A 15,824-nucleotide genomic window follows, 5' to 3' on the forward strand; every position below is an offset into this window, starting at 1 on the left:
GGCCTCAGCGTCGGCGGTCGAGGTCGGCGAGGTGCCCGTGGACGAGGGGTACGACGCTCGCTCCCTCGCCCGACGCCGCCGCGACCCGCTTCATGGACCCCGCCCGGACGTCACCGGCGGCGTAGACGCCCGGGACGGCGGTCGCCAGCTCCGGTGGCGGCACCCCGTCGACCCACAGCCGCTGGGGCAGGTCGCGCCCCGTGAGCACGAAACCGCGCTCGTCGCGGCAGACGGCCTCCGGCAGCCAGTCGCACTGCGGGTCGGCGCCCAGGAGCAGGAACAGGCCCGCGAGCTCGCGGCGCTCGACCTCGCCGGTCTCGAGGTCGCGGACCGCGATCCAGCGCAGCCGCTCGTCACCGCCCCCGTCGACGACCTGGGCGCACGGGCGCACCTGCACCCGCGGGGTCCACCGCAGCTCGCGCACCAGGTAGTCCGACATGGTCTCCTCGACGCCGCGCCGACGCACCAGCACCGTGACCGAGCGCGCGAACCGCGCGAGGTGCAGCGCGGCCTGGCCGGCGGAGTTGCCGCCGCCGACCACGACCACGTCCTGGCCGGCGCACTCGTGGGCGGCGCTGACGGCCGCGCCGTAGTGGACGCCGACCCCGACGAGGTCCTCCAGCGGCTGCACCCCGAGGCGGCGGTAGGCCACCCCGGTGGCGACCACGACCGATCGCGCCCGGATGCTGCCGCCGTCGGTGACGACGGTGTGCCCGGGAGCGTCCGGGGTGCCGACGACCAGCTCCCGCACCGGCCAACCGGTGAAGAAGCGGGTCCCGAACCGCAGCGCCTGGCCGCGGGCGCGCTGGGCCAGGCGCATCCCCGAGACGCCCCGCGGGAAGCCCAGGTAGTTGCGGATCATCGAGCTGGTACCGGCCTGGCCGCCCACCGCGCCGGTCTCCAGCACCACGGTCGAGAGCCCCTCGGAGGAGCCGTAGACCGCAGCGGCCAGCCCCGCGGGGCCCGAACCCACCACGACGAGGTCGACCTCGTGCTCGACGTCGACCTGGTCGGGGGCGCCGTAGACCGAGGCGGCGACCTCGTGGACCGAGGTGACGGCCATCGGGGCCCGGCCGAACGCCCGCACCAGGGGGTACGCCGCCGGGCCGGGCCGAGCCGCGGCGTGCTCGGCCACCACGGCCGCGCCCTCGGGGCTGTCGGGGTCCAGGACCCGTGCCGGCATCCCCATCTGGTAGCAGAAGTCGCGGATCGCGGTGGTGAGGGCGTCGACCACGGGGGAGACCACCTGGACCGAGGCCCAGGTCGGGTTGTCGACGTGCGAGCCCCACTCCGAGAGCATCTCGGTGACGGCGCCGTGCCACTCCTCGTCCCGGACGCCCTGCGGCATCAGCAGGTAGGCGTCGTACTTGCCCGCGGCCAGGCCGCCGCGCAGGTCGTCGGCCCGGGCGCGGAACCGGCTCGCGTGCGCGGTCACCAGCCGCCGGGCGGTCGGCACCAGGGTGCGCCAGGAGTGGAAGGCACGCAGCACGTGGTCGTCGGGCAGGTCGGGCTCGGCGACCAGCAGGGCCACGTGGTCGTCGGGGTCGAGGCCGCGCAGCAGCGACATCGTCTCGGCCGAGGACCCGGTCAGCCGCACGTCGTACTCCGCCTCGTAGCGGCGCAGCGGCAGCGCGAGGTCGTCGGCGTGCTGCGGTGCGCAGACCACGATCAGCGGGCGGCGGTCGGTCGGGCTCACCGCGCCATCATCGCCCCGCGGTCAACTCCTGGCGGCGGCCCGGCCGGCCCGGGGCTGGTGCACGTCGAGGCGCAGGACGCGCCCGGCCAGGTCCACGAGCGGCCCGAGCAGCACCACGACCGCGACGGTGCCCACCCCGACCGTGCCGCCCAGCAACCAGCCCACCACCGCGCTCGCGCCCTGGGCGACGCCGTAGCTCCAGCGGAACGGCACCGGCGGGTCCCAGGCCAGGGCGGCGCTCTCGATCGGCCCGGCCCCGAGGTGTCCGGCGAGGTAGGCGGCGATGCCGAGCGCCAGGACGGGCAGCGCGACGGCGAGCAGCAGCCCGCGGCCGACGTACGACGAGGGGGTGGCGACCGCCGGGAGCAGCGCCGAGACCACCAGGCCGACCACGACCACCTGCACCACGGTGCCGACGCCGGGCAGCAGCCTCCGGCTGGCGGCGAGCAGCAGGTAGCCGGCGCTCACGACTAGGTTGGCGACCGCGAAGGGCAGCCCGCTCGTCCGGGAGAGCCCGTTGACCAGCGTCGAGAAGCCGTCGGAGCCGAGGTCGGCCGCCAGGAGCAGGGCGACACCGACGCCGAGGACGACGCAGCCCGAGGTGAGCAGGAGCAGCCGCCGGGACAGGGTCACGCGGCCGAGCATCCCAGACGGGCGCGCCCGAGCGGCGACGGTAGGTTGGCGCGGTGCGGCTGCGTCTCGACCTCGCCTACGACGGCTCCGGCTTCCACGGGTGGGCCCGCCAGCCCGGGCTGCGCACCGTGCAGGGCGAGCTCGAACGGGGCCTGACCACCGTGCTCCGGGTCGACGCCGCCGAGGTGACCGTCGCGGGGCGCACCGACACCGGGGTCCACGCCCGCGGCCAGGTCGCGCACGTCGACGTGGACGAGGACGCGCTGGCGGCGGTGGTGGGTCGCGGCACCGACGCCCCGGTCGACGCGCTGCTGCGTCGCCTCGGCGGGGTGCTGGACGCCGACGTCCGGGTGCGGTCGGTCGCCCCGGCGCCGGCCGGCTTCGACGCGCGGTTCTCGGCCGTCTGGCGGCGCTACGTCTACCGGGTGGCGGACCGGGTGACGCTGGTCGACCCGTTGGTCCGGGGCCACGTCCTGGCCTGGCCGCGGCCGTTGGACGAGGCCGTCATGGCCGAGGCCTCGCAGCGGCTGCTGGGCGAGCACGACTTCGCGGCGTTCTGCCGCAAGCGGGAGGGCGCGACCACGATCCGCACGCTGCTCGACCTGACCTGGGCCCGGCGCGAGCACGGCCCCGGGGCGGGCACCCTCGAGGCGACGGTGCGGGCCGACGCGTTCTGCCACAGCATGGTGCGGGCCCTCGTCGGGTGCCTGCTCGCGGTGGGCGACGGGCGTCGGCCCCCGGAGTGGGCCGCCGAGGTGCTGGCCGGTCGTCGACGCGACCCCGCGGTCACGGTCGCGCACGCGCACGGGCTGACCCTCGAGGAGGTCGCCTACCCCGCGGACGCCGACCTCGCCTCGAGGGCGCGCACGTCGCGGGCGCTCAGGACGCTGCCGCCGACGGCGCCCGCGTGAGCCGGGCGGCCTCCACCTCGTAGCGGCTGGCGCGCCCCGCGGCTCCGGCGAAGAAGCGGCGGCGCAGGGCACCCTCGACCCGGACCCCGTCGCCGGCGGCGAGCCGGCCCGCGGTGCGCTGGGTGCGCTTGGTCCAGCAGGCCACGTCGATGACGTCGACGGTGCGACGGGTGCTGCCCGTGACGGGCGGGCGGTCGACGACCACGCGCAGGGTGACGAGGCGGTCACCGCTCGGCAGGTCGCGCGACTCGGCCTCGGCGCTGACCCGTCCGACGAGGACGACCTCGTTGCGGTGGCCACCGGGCTCGGGGGACCGGTCGGCCGGGTCGGGGACGGGCGGGGTGGCGGCGGGCGCGGTGCTCATGGCGCCAGGGTGGGCCGGGCGGCGGGACGCCCGCGAGGGCGCGTGCGCGGCTGTGGAAAGGTGGGGCGCCGACGGCGGTTGTGGAGACCGGGCCCGCCGCGGGGCGGCGTACGACGAGAGGGACGGCGTGACCGAGGAGCACTACTTCGCAGCGAACCCGAGCACGCCGTTCACCCGGGTGCCCGTCCGCGCGGACGTCTGGGGCCACTGGCTGGAGCTCACCACCGGCTCGGGCGTCTTCGCCCGGGGCCGGCTCGACGTCGGCACCGGCGTGCTGCTGCGCGAGACCGCACCCCCCACGCAGGCCCGGGAGGTGCTCGACCTCGGCTGCGGCTACGGCGTCATCGGGCTCGCGGTCGCCGTCGCGGTGCCGGAGGCGCGGGTCACCGCGGTCGACGTCAACGAGCGGGCGCTGCTGCTGGCCCGCGAGAACGCCGAGCGGCTCGGCGTCGCCGACCGGTTCCGCGCCCTGCTCCCGGGCCAGGTCGAGGCCGACCTGCGCTTCGACGAGATCTGGTCGAACCCGCCGATCCGCGTCGGCAAGGACGCCCTCCACGAGCTGCTGCTGACCTGGCTGCCGCGGCTGCGGCCCGACGGTCGCGCGGTGATGGTGGTGGGCAAGAACCTGGGCGCCGACTCGCTGACCCGGTGGTTGGGGGAGCAGGGCTTCCCGACCACCAGGTCAGCGAGCGCGAAGGGCTTCCGGGTGCTGGAGTCGCGACCCTCCTGAAAGCCCGTCCTGACGTCAGTCCTGGCCGGGGATGCCCGAGGCGGGCGGTGCGTCCTTGCCGGCGTCGGAGGTGTCCGGCTCGATGGGGTTGTCGCCGATCTCGGTGACCTCGACCTCGGTCTCGGGCACCACCTTGGCGCCGTCGAGGCTGGCCACGCGCATGCCGGTCGTGCCCATGTGGCTGTCCTTGCTGTAGGCGAACGGCGCCACCATCGGGCCCTCGAAGTCGCCACCCTGCTCCTCGAGCGCGTCGACGATGCCCTGGCGGGTGAGGTCCTTGCCCGCGGCCTGCAGCGCCTGCACGAAGGTGTAGGCCTGGGCCATGCCGTAGACGCGGTAGTTGGTGAGCGGCTGGTCGTCGCCCTCCTGCTCCCACACCTTCTTCCAGAGCTTGATCCACTCGCTGTCGGCGTCGTCGACGGTGTCGAGGTACTTCGTGGTCAGCACCCCGTCGAGCGAGCTGGCGCCGCCCTTGACCGCACCTTCCGAGAACCGCGAGAGCAGCGAGCCGACGAGCGTCGCGTCGGAGCCGACGTTGGTGTAGAACCACTGCGGCTTGAAGCCGAGCTTGAGCGAGGTCAGCTGCGAGAGCGCGGTGTAGGACGGGGTGTTGAACCCGATCACCAGGTCGGCCCCGGAGGACTGCAGCGCGGAGATCTGCGGGGCCACGTCGGTGTTGCCCGAGGTGTAGCGCACGGTCTCGACGACCTGGTCGCCGATGTACTGCTGCAGGCCCTTCTCGCCGTCGGCGCCGAGGTCGTCGTCCTGGAGGAACAGCCCGACCTTCGCGTCGGGGAAGTTCTTCGCGACGTACTGCCCGATGACCTTGCCCTCGCTCTCGTAGTCGGTCTGCCAGCCGAACGTCCACGGCTTCTCCGCCGGGTCCTCGCCCCAGGCGAGCGAGCCCGAGGAGACGAACAGGTCGGGCACCTCCTCGTCGTTGAGGAAGTCGACGACGGCACCGTGGGTGGGCGTGCCGAGCCCGCCGACCATCGCGAAGATCTTCTCCTTCAGGACCAGCTCGTTGGTGACGGTGCTGGTCTTGGTGGGGTCGTAGCCGTCGTCGCGGACGAGGTAGTCGATCGTGCGGCCGTTGACCCCGCCGGCTGCGTTGACGTAGTCGTAGTAGGCCTTGGCGCCGGTGGGGATCTCGCTGTAGCCGGGCGCGGCGACGCCGGTCAGCGGGAAGTGGCCGCCGATCTTGACCGAGTCGTCGGTGACGCCGACCGTGGTGGCGCCGCCCTCGGGGCGGGTGCCGCCGCAGGCGCCGAGCACGAGCGTCGCCAGCGCGACCCCGGCGACGAGCGCGCGGGCCCGGCGTCTGGGCCGGGTGCCCCTGGTGTCGTGAGTGGTCATCGGACGTCTCCCTTCGAGGTGGGCACGGCCCCGGTCGGGGCAGCGTCGGTGTGCGTCGTACGTCGGTCCGGGGTGGTCCCGCCACCGGACCGCGAGCTGCGAGCGCGTCGGCGGGCCGCCGCCGACCGCACGGTGCCGACGAGCCCGGCCGGGGCCAGCAGCACGACCGCGACCATGACCAGGCCGTAGACCAGCGGGGCCAGCTCGGCGGCGCGGATGTCGCCGAGGCCGGCGCTGCGCCCGGCGTCGGTGACCACGTCGGGCAGGAACGTCAGCAGCGCCGCCCCGACGAGCGCGCCGGTGAGGGAGCCGAGCCCGCCGAGCACGACGGCGGCCAGCAGGGTCAGGCTGAGGGTGAGCGTGAAGCCGCTGGGGGCGGCGAGCCGGACCGCGAAGGCCATCACCGCGCCTGCGGCCCCGGCGGCCGCGGCGCTGACCATGAAGGCGGAGACCCGCGCCCGGCCCAGGCCGATGCCGGCGAGCTCGGCCGCGACCTCGTCGTCGCGCACCGCCCGCCACCGCCGCCCGACCCGGCTGCGGGAGAGGTTGGCGAGCAGCACGTAGGTGACGAGCAGGACCAGCCAGGCCAGGTAGGCGACGTAGCTGCTGCGGGTCAGCTCGCTGCCGGTCACGAAGTACGCCGCGTCGAGCACCCACTCCGGGATGTCGGGCAGCCGCACCCGCAGGCCGGCCTCGCCGCCGAGGGTCTCGCCGAACCGCAGCGCGATGCCGGGCACCGCGACGGCCAGGGCGAGTGTCGCGCCGGCGAGGTAGGGACCGTGCAGCCGCGCCGCGGCGACGCCCACGAGCGTGCCGACGGCCAGGGCGACCAGCATCGAGACCAGCACGATGCCGAGCAGGGGGATCGGGGGCTCGCCGTCCTGGAGCATCAGCGCCGCGGTGTAGGCGCCGATGGCCATCAGGGCGCCGTGGCCCAGCGAGATCTGGCCGTTGAGGCCGGTCAGCACGGTGAGACCGCCGGCGGCGATGCCGAGGTAGGCCAGCGCGGCGAGCTGGACGTTGCGGAAGTCGCTGACGCTCTCCACCACGAGCACCACCACGACCAGGCCCAGCAGGGCGAGCAGCAGGTGGCGTCCGGCGGAGGCGTCCCAGACGCGCGCGAGGCGTTGCTTCATCACACCCTCCGTTCCTGGGCCTGGGCGAACAGGCCACCGGGCCGCAGCAGCAGCACGGCCATGAGGATGCCGAGCGCGGCCAGCGCCACCAGCTCGGAGCCGAGGTAGCCGCTGACGAAGCTGAGCGAGAGCCCGAGGAGCAGGCCGCCGACGACGGCGCCGAGCGGGGAGTCCAGGCCGCCGAGCACCGCCGCGACGAAGCCGTAGACCACGATCGAGTCCATGTAGCCCGGGTGCACCAGGCTGCCGCCGGCGATGAGCAGCGCGGCCAACGAGCCGACGAGCGCGGCCAGCGCCCAGCCGAGGGTGAGCATCCGCCCGACCTTGACGCCCAGCAGCCGCGCCACCTCGGGGTTGAAGGCCGAGGCCCGCATCCGCAGTCCCACGTCGGTGAAGCGGAACAGCGCGACGAGCAGCCCCATCACGACGAGCACCGCGACCACGGTGAAGATGCCGAAGCCGGTCAGCCCGATGGTGGTCTCGCCGACCTCGATCCCGCGGATGCCGAACGGCGCGGGGAAGGAGCGGTAGCGGTTGCCGAAGACCACCGAGGCCAGCGCGTGCAGCACGATGAACAGGCCCAGGGTGAGGATGACCGCGTTGATCTCCGGGCCCCCCTCGACGTGGCGTACGACGAACCGCTCGATCACCGCGCCGAGCGCGAGCCCGGCCAGCAGCGCGACCACGAAGCCGATCCAGTAGGAGTAGCCCGCGTCGATGACGGTGAGGGCCACGAAGGTGGTCAGCATCGCCATCGGCGCCTGGGCGAAGTTGACGATCCGGGTGGAGCGCCAGATCAGCACGAGCGCCAGCGCGAACGCGGCGTACACCATGCCCAGGGTGAGGCCGCCGAGGGCGGTGTTGAGCAGCTGCTGCACGTCGGTCTCCCGTCAGAATCCGAGGTAGGCGTGGCGGAGCTGGTCGTCCCCGGCCAGCACCTCCGCGCGGTCGTCGGCCACGACGCGGCCGAGGTTGAGCACGACGCCGTGGTCGGCCAGCGAGAGCGCGCTGCGGGCGTTCTGCTCGACCAGCAGCACGGTGAGGCCCTCCTCGGCGACGAGGTCGCGGAGCAGCGCGAAGATCTGCGCGGTGATCCGCTGGGCGAGGCCGAGCGAGGGCTCGTCGAGGAGCAGCAGCGACGGCTCGGCCATCAGCGCGCGGCCGACCACGAGCATCTGCCGCTCGCCGCCCGAGAGCGTGTGCGCCCGGGCCTCGCGGCGCTCGCCCAGCACCGGGAACAGGTCGTAGACGCGGTCGAGGTCGCCCGCCTTCACCTTGCGCCCGCGGCCGAGCCCACCGAGGTGGAGGTTCTCGGCGATGGTGAGCTCGGTGATCACGCCCCGCCCCTCGGGCACGTGGGCCAGGCCCAGGGCGGGCATCGCCTCGGCCGGGGTGCGGCTGATGTCGTGCTCGCCGAGGTGGACGCTGCCGGAGTCGGGACGCACCAGCCCCGAGACGGTCCGGAGCAGGGTCGTCTTGCCGGCGCCGTTGGCGCCGAGGACGGCGGTCACCTTGCCGCGCTCGGCGGTGAAGGAGACGTCCTGGAGCGCCCGGACGGGTCCGTAGCTGGTGGTCAGCCCCTCGATGCGCAGCACCTCAGACCCCCTCGACGGCGTCGCCGAGGTAGGCGGCGAGCACCGCCGGGTCGTCGCGCACCACGGCGGGCGGCCCCTGGGCGATGCGACGGCCGAAGTCGAGGACGGTGATCTGGTCGCACACCCGCATCACGAGGTCCATGTGGTGCTCCACCAGGAGGACCGCCATCTCCCCGGTCAGCTCGCGCACCAGCTCGCCGAGCTCGTCCATCTCGTCGGCGGCCAGGCCGCTGGCCGGCTCGTCGAGCAGCAGCAGCCGCGGTCGGGCGGCCAGCGCCCGCGCGAGGGCGACCTTCTTGCGGACCGGGTAGGGCAGGCTCGTCGGGGTGCGGGCGGCGTACGACGCGACGCCGAGGCGCTCGAGCACCGTCATCGCCTCCTCGCGCAGCTGCCGCTCCTCGTGCGAGGAGCGGGGCAGCCCGAGCAGCGAGCTCCAGAAGCCCGAGCGGGCCCGGGTGTCGGCGCCCACCACGACGTTCTCCAGCACGCTCATCCGGTCGAAGAGGCCGACGCCCTGCAGGGTGCGGGCGATGCCCAGCCCGGCGAGGTCGTGCGGCCGCAGCCGGGTCAGCCGGGCGCCCTCCCAGGTCAGCGTGCCGCTGTCGGGGGCGGTGAAGCCGCAGGCGACGTTGAACAAGGTCGTCTTGCCGGCGCCGTTGGGCCCGATCACGCCGTGCACCGTGCCGGGCTCGACGTCCAGCGAGACCTCGCTGAGCGCGGTGAGCCCGCCGTAGGTGACGGTGATGCCGCGCAGCTCCAGGGCCCCGTCCATGCGCGCCTCCGAGACGTGGTCGCCGACTGTGACGTGCACCACCTTGGTCCCCGCGCACAGAATGCGCACTAGGCGCAGCGCACAAGACGTCTTGGTTTGAGCGGGACATCGCGCCCCTGCCCTGGTCAGGATTGTGCGGGGAGTGCGAACGTGGGCACGTGATCTCGGGAGGCGCCTCGCGCGACCCGGTGCTGCGGGCGCAGGTCGCCCAGGCCTGGGCGCTGCTGCTGCCGCGCGCCGACGAGGTCGCCGACGCCATCTCGGGCCGGTTGTTCGAGGAGGACGCCGAGGGCTACGAGCGGCTCACGCCCGAGCTGCGTGCCGAGGTGCGGCAGAGCACCCGGGTGCACCTGCGGCGCGGCCTCGAGGTGCTCGCCGAGGCCGACGTCGCCGGCGGTGCGACGGTGGAGCTGTGGCGTGAGACCGGACGCACCCGGGCCCGCCAGGGCGTGCCGATGGAGCTGGTCCTCAACGCCTACACGATGGGGTCGCGGGTGCTCTGGCAGGCGCTCATCGAGACGGCCCGGGAGACCTCGATCACCGACGCGGTGCTGATCGAGGCCGGACAGGCGGTGTGGGCCGCGCTCGACGTGCAGTACGCCGTGATGATCGACGGCTACCGCGAGGAGAGCCGCCGGCTGCGTCGCCGCGACCTGCAGCGCCAGCAGAGCACCCTCGACGCGCTGGTGGCGGGCCGGGGCGGCGACCCGGAGTTCGGGGCCGAGGTGCGCTCGGTGCTCGGGCTGGGGGTCGACGCCGCCATCGCCTGCGTCGTGGCCCTGTACGACGGGGCGCTGGACGAGCCGCTGACGGCGGCCGACGACCAGCTCGCGCGGCTGGGGGTGACGTCGTTCTGGCACGTCCGCACCGGGGTCTACTTCGGGCTGCTCGCCGGTTCGGCGCTCCGCGAGCCCGCGCTGGTCGAGCTGTTCGCCCCGCACGCCCGCGGTCGGGTCGGGGTGGCGGCCTCACCGGACGGCCTCGCCGGCTTCGCCACCGCCTTCCAGCTCGCCACCCGCGCCGCCGAGACGCTGCCGCGCGGCGAGCGCCGGGTGGTCTCGGTGAGCGACCGGCTGCCCGAGGTGCTGCTGGCCGGCAGCCCCGAGGTGCTGCCGCTGCTGCGCTCGCAGACGCTCGACCCGCTGCTGGCCCAGCCCGAGCACCACCGGCGCACCCTGCTGCGCACGCTCGCGGCGGTGCTGCGCCACGACGGGTCGGCCAAGCACGCCGCCGAGGAGCTCTACTGCCACCGCAACACCGTCATCTACCGCACCAAGCAGATCGAGCAGCTGACCGGCTGCACGCTGACCGACCCGCGCGACAAGCTGATGCTCGAGCTGGCCCTGATGACCGTCGAGCCCGAACCCGGTCGCGGCGAGGAGCCCTGAGACTCAGGCCCCGGCGACCGCCTTGCGGACCTCGTTGACGCACAGCGCCAGGAACGCCAGCGCGCACAGCACCATCGCGGCGTTGGAGTGCAGCTTGTTGCGCCACTCCTTCGGCGTCCGGTCGCTGTTGAGCAGCCACAGCAGGGTGACGGCGAGGAACGGCATGAAGAACGCCCCCAGCACGCCGTACGCCAGGATCAGCCAGACCGGCTTGCCGAGGAACAGCATGATCATCGGCGGGAAGGTCAGCCAGAGGATGTAGGCGCGGTACCACGTGCCGCCGGCACGGCGGGCCGGGTCGTCGGCGTCGAGCCCCCGGACGTGGCCCACGAAGTCGGCGAACATCAGGCTCACGCCGTTCCACACGCCCACGAGCGAGGACATCGCGGCGGCCCAGAAGCCGACCAGGAACACGGTGCCGGCGACGCGACCGTAGCGGTCGGCCAGCACCTCGGAGAGGTCGAGCAGGCCCTGGTCACCGGTGCTCACGGCGATGCCGGCGGAGTAGAGCAGCTCCGCGCCGACGACGAGCGTGGCGATCACGAAGAGCCCGGTCACGGCGTACGCCACGGTGTTGTCGATGCGCATCACCCGCATGTGGCGCGGGGTGATCCAGCCCTTCTCCCGCAGCCAGTAGCCGTAGGCCGCCAGCGTGATCGTGCCGCCGACGCCACCGGCGAGGCTGAGCACGTAGACCAGGCCGCCGTCCGGGACCAGCGGCACCAGCCCGGTGACGACCTCGCCGAGGTTGGGCAGCGTGACCGCGGCGGCGCCGACCATGGTGACGAACATCAGCAGCACGAGGGCGCCGAGCACCTTCTCGAACACCCCGTAGCGTCCCGCCCAGACCAGGGCCAGGCCGAGGAGCCCGGAGACGATGCCCCAGGCCGTGACCGACAGGACCGGGAAGAGCGAGTGCAGCGGGAGGCCGGTGCCGGCCATGGCCGCGGCGCCGTAGACGAAGCCCCAGACCACGATGTAGGGGCCGAAGTACCACGACGTCCAGGCGCCGAGGCTCGACCAGCCCTCGTAGATCGTCCTGCCGGTCGCCAGGCTCCAGCGGCCGGCGCCCTCCACCAGCACGATCTTCATCAGGCAGCCCAGGACGGCGCACCAGAGCAGGGCGTAGCCGTACTCGCTGCCGGCCACGAGCGTGGCCACCAGGTCGGCGGCACCGACCCCCGTGGCGGCCACCACGAGGCCGGGCCCGATGAGCCTCCAGCGGGGTGGGGAGTCGGTCTGGTCGGCCCGAGTCTGCTGAGACATGCGCTCCACCCCATCACGACCCGGGGACGGTGCGCACCCCGCGCGGGCCGCGACCAGGCCGCTACCAGGCCGGGACCAGGCCGGGATCAGCCGGAGAAGCGGGTGCGCAGCTCGCGCTTGAGCACCTTGTGGGTCGGCCCCACCGGCAGCTCGTCCACCACGTGCACGACGCGGGGGTACTTGTGCCCGGCGAGGCGCTCGCGGGACCACGCGACGAGGTCGGCGGCCTCGATCACCGCGTCGGGCGCGGGCACCACGACGGCGCAGACCTCCTCGCCCTGCTGGTCGTCGGCGAGCCCGATGACGGCGACCTGGGCGATGCCCTCGTGGCGCATCAGCACCTCCTCGACCTCGCGCGGGTAGACGTTGAACCCGCCGCGGATGATGAGGTCCTTGGTGCGGTCGACGATCCAGATGAAGCCGTCGTCGTCGCGCCGGCCGATGTCGCCGCTGCGGAACCAGCCGTCGACGATCGCGGCCGCGGTGGCGTCGGGGTCGTCGAGGTAGCCCGCGAACACGTTGTGCCCGCGGATCACGATCTCGCCGAGCTCGCCGCGGGGGAGCAGCCGGACCTCGTCGAGGACGTGCTCGTCGGCGATCTCGACGTCGACGCCCCAGATCGGGTGGCCCACGGTGCCGGCGCGGGTGCCGTACCAGGGCTGGTTGACCGAGGCGGTCGGCGAGGTCTCCGACAGGCCGTAGCCCTCGAAGACGGTGGTGGCGAAGGTCTTCTCGAACTCCTCGAGCACCGCCACCGGCAGCGACGCGCCCCCGGAGACGCACTCGCGCAGCTGCGGCAGCCGCTCCGCCGAGCGGGCGGCCGTGAGCAGCTGGATGTACATCGTCGGGACGCCGAAGAACAGCGTGGTGGCGTGCTCGCGCATCAGCTCCAGCGCCCCGGCCGGCTCGAAGCGGGGCTGCAGCACCAGCGTGGCGCCGACGCGGAAGGTGGAGTTCATCGAGACCGACTGGCCGAAGGTGTGGAACAGCGGCAGGCAACCGAGCACCACGTCGTCGCGCCGGATCGGGTTGGCGTCGAAGGCGTTGGTGGTCGCGTTGAGCACCAGGTTGAGGTGGGTCAGCACGGCTCCCTTGGGTCGGCCGGTCGTGCCGCTGGTGTAGAAGATCACCGCCGGGTCGTCGGCCTCGCGGGTGGCGTGGGCGGGCAGCGGCTCGGCGTCACCGGGCAGGTCGACGAGGTCGAGCGCGGCGACGCCGGTCTGCTCCGAGACGGCGGCCGCGACCTCGGCGTACGACGTGTGGTGGAGCAGCAGCTCGGCGCCCGAGGCCTGCACCAGGTAGGTCGCCTCCTCGGGCCCGAGCAGCGTAGGGATCGGCACCACGACGCCTCCCGCGGCGACCACGCCGTAGTAGGTGCGCACGAAGTCGGTGACGTTGGGCGCCAGGATCGCGACCCGGGCTCCTGCCCCCAGGCCCCGCTGCTGCAGCGCGGCCGCGCGGACGAGCGCGTCGCGCCAGAGCGCGGCGTAGGTCACCCGGGCCTCTCCCTCGACGACCGCGACGCGGTCGGGGGTCCGACGGGCGGACTCGGCGAGGATGCTGGCCAGCGACAGGACGGTCATGGGTCTCCTGGGAGGTGGTCGTCGGGCGAGCCGGTGCATCGGAGCCCGGCGGTCGAGCTCGTCGAGACCCCTCAGGTGAACGCGTTGATGCCGGTCTCGGCGCGGCCGATCAGCAGCTTCTGGATCTGGCTGGTGCCTTCGTAGAGGGTCATCACGCGGGCGTCGCGGAGGTACTTCGCGGCGGGGTACTCGTCGATGTAGCCCGACCCGCCGTAGACCTGGATGGCGTGGTTGGCGGCGCGGACGGCGGCCTCGGAGGCGTAGAGCTTGGCCTTGGACGCGGCGGTGCCGAACTTCTCGCCGCGGTCGCACAGGTCGGCCGCGCGCCACACCAGCAGCCGCGCGGCGTCGGCGTCGAGCGAGATGTCGGCGATCATGTCCTGCACCAGCTGGAAGCTGCCGATCGGCCGGCCGAACTGGGTGCGGCTCTTCGCGTAGTCGACGGCCGTCTCCAGGCAGCCCTGCACGATGCCGACGCAGCCGGCGGCGACCGCGATGCGGCCCTTGTCGAGCGAGGACATGGCGATCTTGAAGCCCTGGCCCTCCTCGCCGAGCATCGCCGAGGCGGGCACCCGGACGTCGGTGAGGAACAGCTCGGCGGTGGCCTGGCCGCGCAGTCCGAGCTTGCCCTTGATCTCACGGGCCTCGAAGCCCTCGCTGTCGGTGGGCACGATGAAGGCGGAGATGCCGCGCGGGCCCTCGCCGCCGGTGCGCGCGAAGACCAGCGCGATGTCGGCCCAGGTGCCGTTGGTGATGAACAGCTTCTGGCCGCTGATCACCCAGTCGTCGCCGTCGCGACGGGCCTTGGAGGTCAGGTTGCCCGCGTCGGAGCCGATGTCGGGCTCGGTCAGGCCGAAGCAGCCGAGGATCTGGGCGGTGGCGAGGCGCGGGAGGTACTCCTGCTTCTGCTCCTCGGTGCCGAAGTAGAGGATCGACTTGCCGACCAGGCCGCTGGAGACCGAGACGATGCCGCGCAGCGCGGAGTCGGCCCGACCGAGCTCCTCCATGCCGATCGCGTAGGTGACGTAGTCGCCGCCGACCCCGCCGTACTCCTCGGGGATGGTGAGGCCGAAGAACCCGAGCTCGGCCATCTTGGGCACGATCGCGAGGTCGACGGCCTCGCGGCGGTCCCACTCGACGCGGTGGGGGACCGCCTCCTTGTCGAGGAACTCGCGGGCGATCTCGCGGAAGCTGCTCTGCTCGTCGGTGAGGCTGAGGTCCATGCCGGCCACACTACGACCGGCCCCCGCGGCCTGTCCGTGGACCTCAGACGCCGCCGGTGAGCGTCACGCCGCCGTCGAGCACGACCGTCTGCCCGGTCGTCCACGACGACTCCTCGCTGAGCAGGAAGGCCACGGTGGCGGCGACGTCCTCGGGCGTCCCCAGCCGCTTCAGGGGGTACGCCGCGGCCACCTCCTCCTCGCGACCCTCGTAGAGCGCGGTGGCGAACCGGGTCTTGACCACCGCGGGGGCGACCGCGTTGACGCGCACGGTCGGGCCGAGCTCGACGGCCAGCGACTCGGTGAGCCGCACGAGCATGGCCTTGCTCGCGCCGTACAGGTCGATGCCGGGGGCGGGTCGCAGCCCGGCCACCGAGGCGACGTTGACCACCGCGCCGCCGTGCTCGCCGAGCCAGGCGCGGTGGGCGGCCTGCACCCAGCCCAGCGCGGCGACCACGTTGACCTCGGTGATCTTGCGGGCGGCGGCGAGGTCGAGGCCCATCAGGGGCCCGTAGACCGGGTTGATGCCGGTGTTGTTGACCAGCAGGTCGAGGCTGCCGTACGTCGAGACGGCCGCCGCCACGACCTCCTCGCGGTGCGCCTCGTCGTCGGCCGCCCCGGCGATCCCGAGCGCGTGGTCCGGCCCGCCGAGCTCGGCCACCGCGGCCTGGAGCGCGTCGTCCTTGCGGGCGGTGACCACCACCCGCGCGCCCTCCTCCACCAGGCGTCGGGCCACCCCCAGCCCGATCCCGCGGCTCGCTCCGGTCACGACGGCGGTCTTGCCGGTCAGTCCACGCATGCGCGCTCCTCGGGTCGGGTCCCGGCACTCTGCCAGACGGGTCTCGACGGGCTCGACGGGCTCGACCGGCGAGGGGCGCTCGGGCGGGTCCGGCGGGTCGGGCGGGTCGGATACGGCGGGTGGTCGAGGAGGTCGCTCTGCGACCGTCACGAGGCCACGCCCGGTGCACGTCGGGGTCGGGCCGGTGGGTCTCGTGACAGGACTTCGTCCTTCCTCGACCAGCCGGGGTCGGGCGGGTCGGTCCACGGCGTACGACCCCGCGGAGTCTTTCGGTCACCGGGTGGCCGCGATCCTCCGTCGTCGGGCCGCGGGGTCTCGTGACAGGACTTCGTCCTTCCTCGACCAGCCGGGGTGGGCCCGGGGGAAACCCGGGTG

15 protein-coding genes are annotated in these 15,824 nt (G+C 73.9%); 3 read left to right on the forward strand and 12 right to left on the reverse strand.

The features are described 5' to 3' along the window. Nucleotides 1-4: 4 nt before the first annotated feature. The gene (locus ASG49_RS01905) at nucleotides 5-1,696 is read right to left on the reverse strand and encodes an FAD-dependent oxidoreductase (RefSeq protein WP_056536372.1); all 1,692 of its coding nucleotides are present in this window, start codon (nucleotides 1,694-1,696) and stop codon (nucleotides 5-7) included. A 21-nt stretch (nucleotides 1,697-1,717) separates the two neighbouring features. Further along, nucleotides 1,718-2,329: a hypothetical protein gene (locus ASG49_RS01910; RefSeq protein ID WP_156384146.1), complete on the reverse strand. Its 612-nt coding sequence runs from the start codon at nucleotides 2,327-2,329 to the stop codon at nucleotides 1,718-1,720. 53 nt (nucleotides 2,330-2,382) lie between these two features. Here ASG49_RS01910 and truA point away from each other — a divergent pair, with 53 nt between their 5' ends. Further along, entirely contained in the window at nucleotides 2,383-3,240 is an 858-nt protein-coding gene (gene truA, locus ASG49_RS01915) for a tRNA pseudouridine(38-40) synthase TruA (protein WP_056536378.1), read from the forward strand. Here the strand turns inward: truA and ASG49_RS01920 are convergent. After that, entirely contained in the window at nucleotides 3,209-3,604 is a 396-nt protein-coding gene (locus ASG49_RS01920) for a single-stranded DNA-binding protein (protein ID WP_056536386.1), read from the reverse strand. The genes truA and ASG49_RS01920 overlap by 32 nt on opposite strands. A 127-nt stretch (nucleotides 3,605-3,731) precedes the next feature. On the opposite strand from ASG49_RS01920, the gene ASG49_RS01925 reads away from it, so the two are divergent. Continuing rightward, complete coding sequence (locus ASG49_RS01925; RefSeq protein ID WP_056536389.1) at nucleotides 3,732-4,334, forward strand: class I SAM-dependent methyltransferase; 603 nt, start codon at nucleotides 3,732-3,734, stop codon at nucleotides 4,332-4,334. Between the two features lie 15 nt (nucleotides 4,335-4,349). On the opposite strand, the gene ASG49_RS01930 is transcribed toward ASG49_RS01925, so the two are convergent. Genes ASG49_RS01930 through ASG49_RS01950 form a run of 5 tightly spaced genes read right to left on the reverse strand, consistent with a single transcriptional unit; the run spans nucleotide 4,350 to nucleotide 9,193 of the window. Further along, entirely contained in the window at nucleotides 4,350-5,690 is a 1,341-nt protein-coding gene (locus ASG49_RS01930) for an ABC transporter substrate-binding protein (protein ID WP_056536392.1), read from the reverse strand. Further along, a complete protein-coding gene (locus tag ASG49_RS01935) occupies nucleotides 5,687-6,826 on the reverse strand; it encodes a branched-chain amino acid ABC transporter permease (RefSeq protein ID WP_082533709.1) in 1,140 nt (379 codons plus the stop codon). The genes ASG49_RS01930 and ASG49_RS01935 overlap by 4 nt, the downstream gene beginning before the upstream one ends. After that, nucleotides 6,826-7,704, reverse strand: coding sequence for a branched-chain amino acid ABC transporter permease (locus ASG49_RS01940; protein WP_056536395.1), 879 nt, complete (start codon nucleotides 7,702-7,704; stop codon nucleotides 6,826-6,828). The genes ASG49_RS01935 and ASG49_RS01940 overlap by 1 nt, the downstream gene beginning before the upstream one ends. A gap of 12 nt (nucleotides 7,705-7,716) precedes the next feature. Continuing rightward, complete coding sequence (locus ASG49_RS01945; RefSeq protein WP_056536398.1) at nucleotides 7,717-8,421, reverse strand: ABC transporter ATP-binding protein; 705 nt, start codon at nucleotides 8,419-8,421, stop codon at nucleotides 7,717-7,719. 1 nt (nucleotide 8,422) lies between these two features. After that, a complete protein-coding gene (locus ASG49_RS01950; RefSeq protein ID WP_056539560.1) occupies nucleotides 8,423-9,193 on the reverse strand; it encodes an ABC transporter ATP-binding protein in 771 nt (256 codons plus the stop codon). A gap of 158 nt (nucleotides 9,194-9,351) precedes the next feature. Here ASG49_RS01950 and ASG49_RS01955 point away from each other — a divergent pair, with 158 nt between their 5' ends. Then, nucleotides 9,352-10,581, forward strand: a complete 1,230-nt coding sequence (locus tag ASG49_RS01955) for a CdaR family transcriptional regulator (protein WP_056536401.1) — start codon at nucleotides 9,352-9,354, stop codon at nucleotides 10,579-10,581. Between the two features lie 3 nt (nucleotides 10,582-10,584). Here the strand turns inward: ASG49_RS01955 and ASG49_RS01960 are convergent, their stop codons facing one another. From ASG49_RS01960 to ASG49_RS01975, 4 genes are all read right to left on the reverse strand, one after another. Continuing rightward, entirely contained in the window at nucleotides 10,585-11,847 is a 1,263-nt protein-coding gene (locus ASG49_RS01960) for an Nramp family divalent metal transporter (RefSeq protein WP_056539561.1), read from the reverse strand. A gap of 86 nt (nucleotides 11,848-11,933) precedes the next feature. After that, the gene (locus tag ASG49_RS01965; protein WP_056536404.1) at nucleotides 11,934-13,430 is read right to left on the reverse strand and encodes a long-chain fatty acid--CoA ligase; all 1,497 of its coding nucleotides are present in this window, start codon (nucleotides 13,428-13,430) and stop codon (nucleotides 11,934-11,936) included. A 71-nt stretch (nucleotides 13,431-13,501) separates the two neighbouring features. Next, the gene (locus ASG49_RS01970; protein ID WP_056539564.1) at nucleotides 13,502-14,653 is read right to left on the reverse strand and encodes an acyl-CoA dehydrogenase family protein; all 1,152 of its coding nucleotides are present in this window, start codon (nucleotides 14,651-14,653) and stop codon (nucleotides 13,502-13,504) included. A gap of 43 nt (nucleotides 14,654-14,696) precedes the next feature. Further along, the gene (locus ASG49_RS01975) at nucleotides 14,697-15,449 is read right to left on the reverse strand and encodes an SDR family oxidoreductase (protein ID WP_056536406.1); all 753 of its coding nucleotides are present in this window, start codon (nucleotides 15,447-15,449) and stop codon (nucleotides 14,697-14,699) included. Nucleotides 15,450-15,824: the final 375 nt, after the last annotated feature.

This window comes from Marmoricola sp. Leaf446 (assembly GCF_001424755.1).
Lineage (GTDB): Bacteria > Actinomycetota > Actinomycetes > Propionibacteriales > Nocardioidaceae > Marmoricola.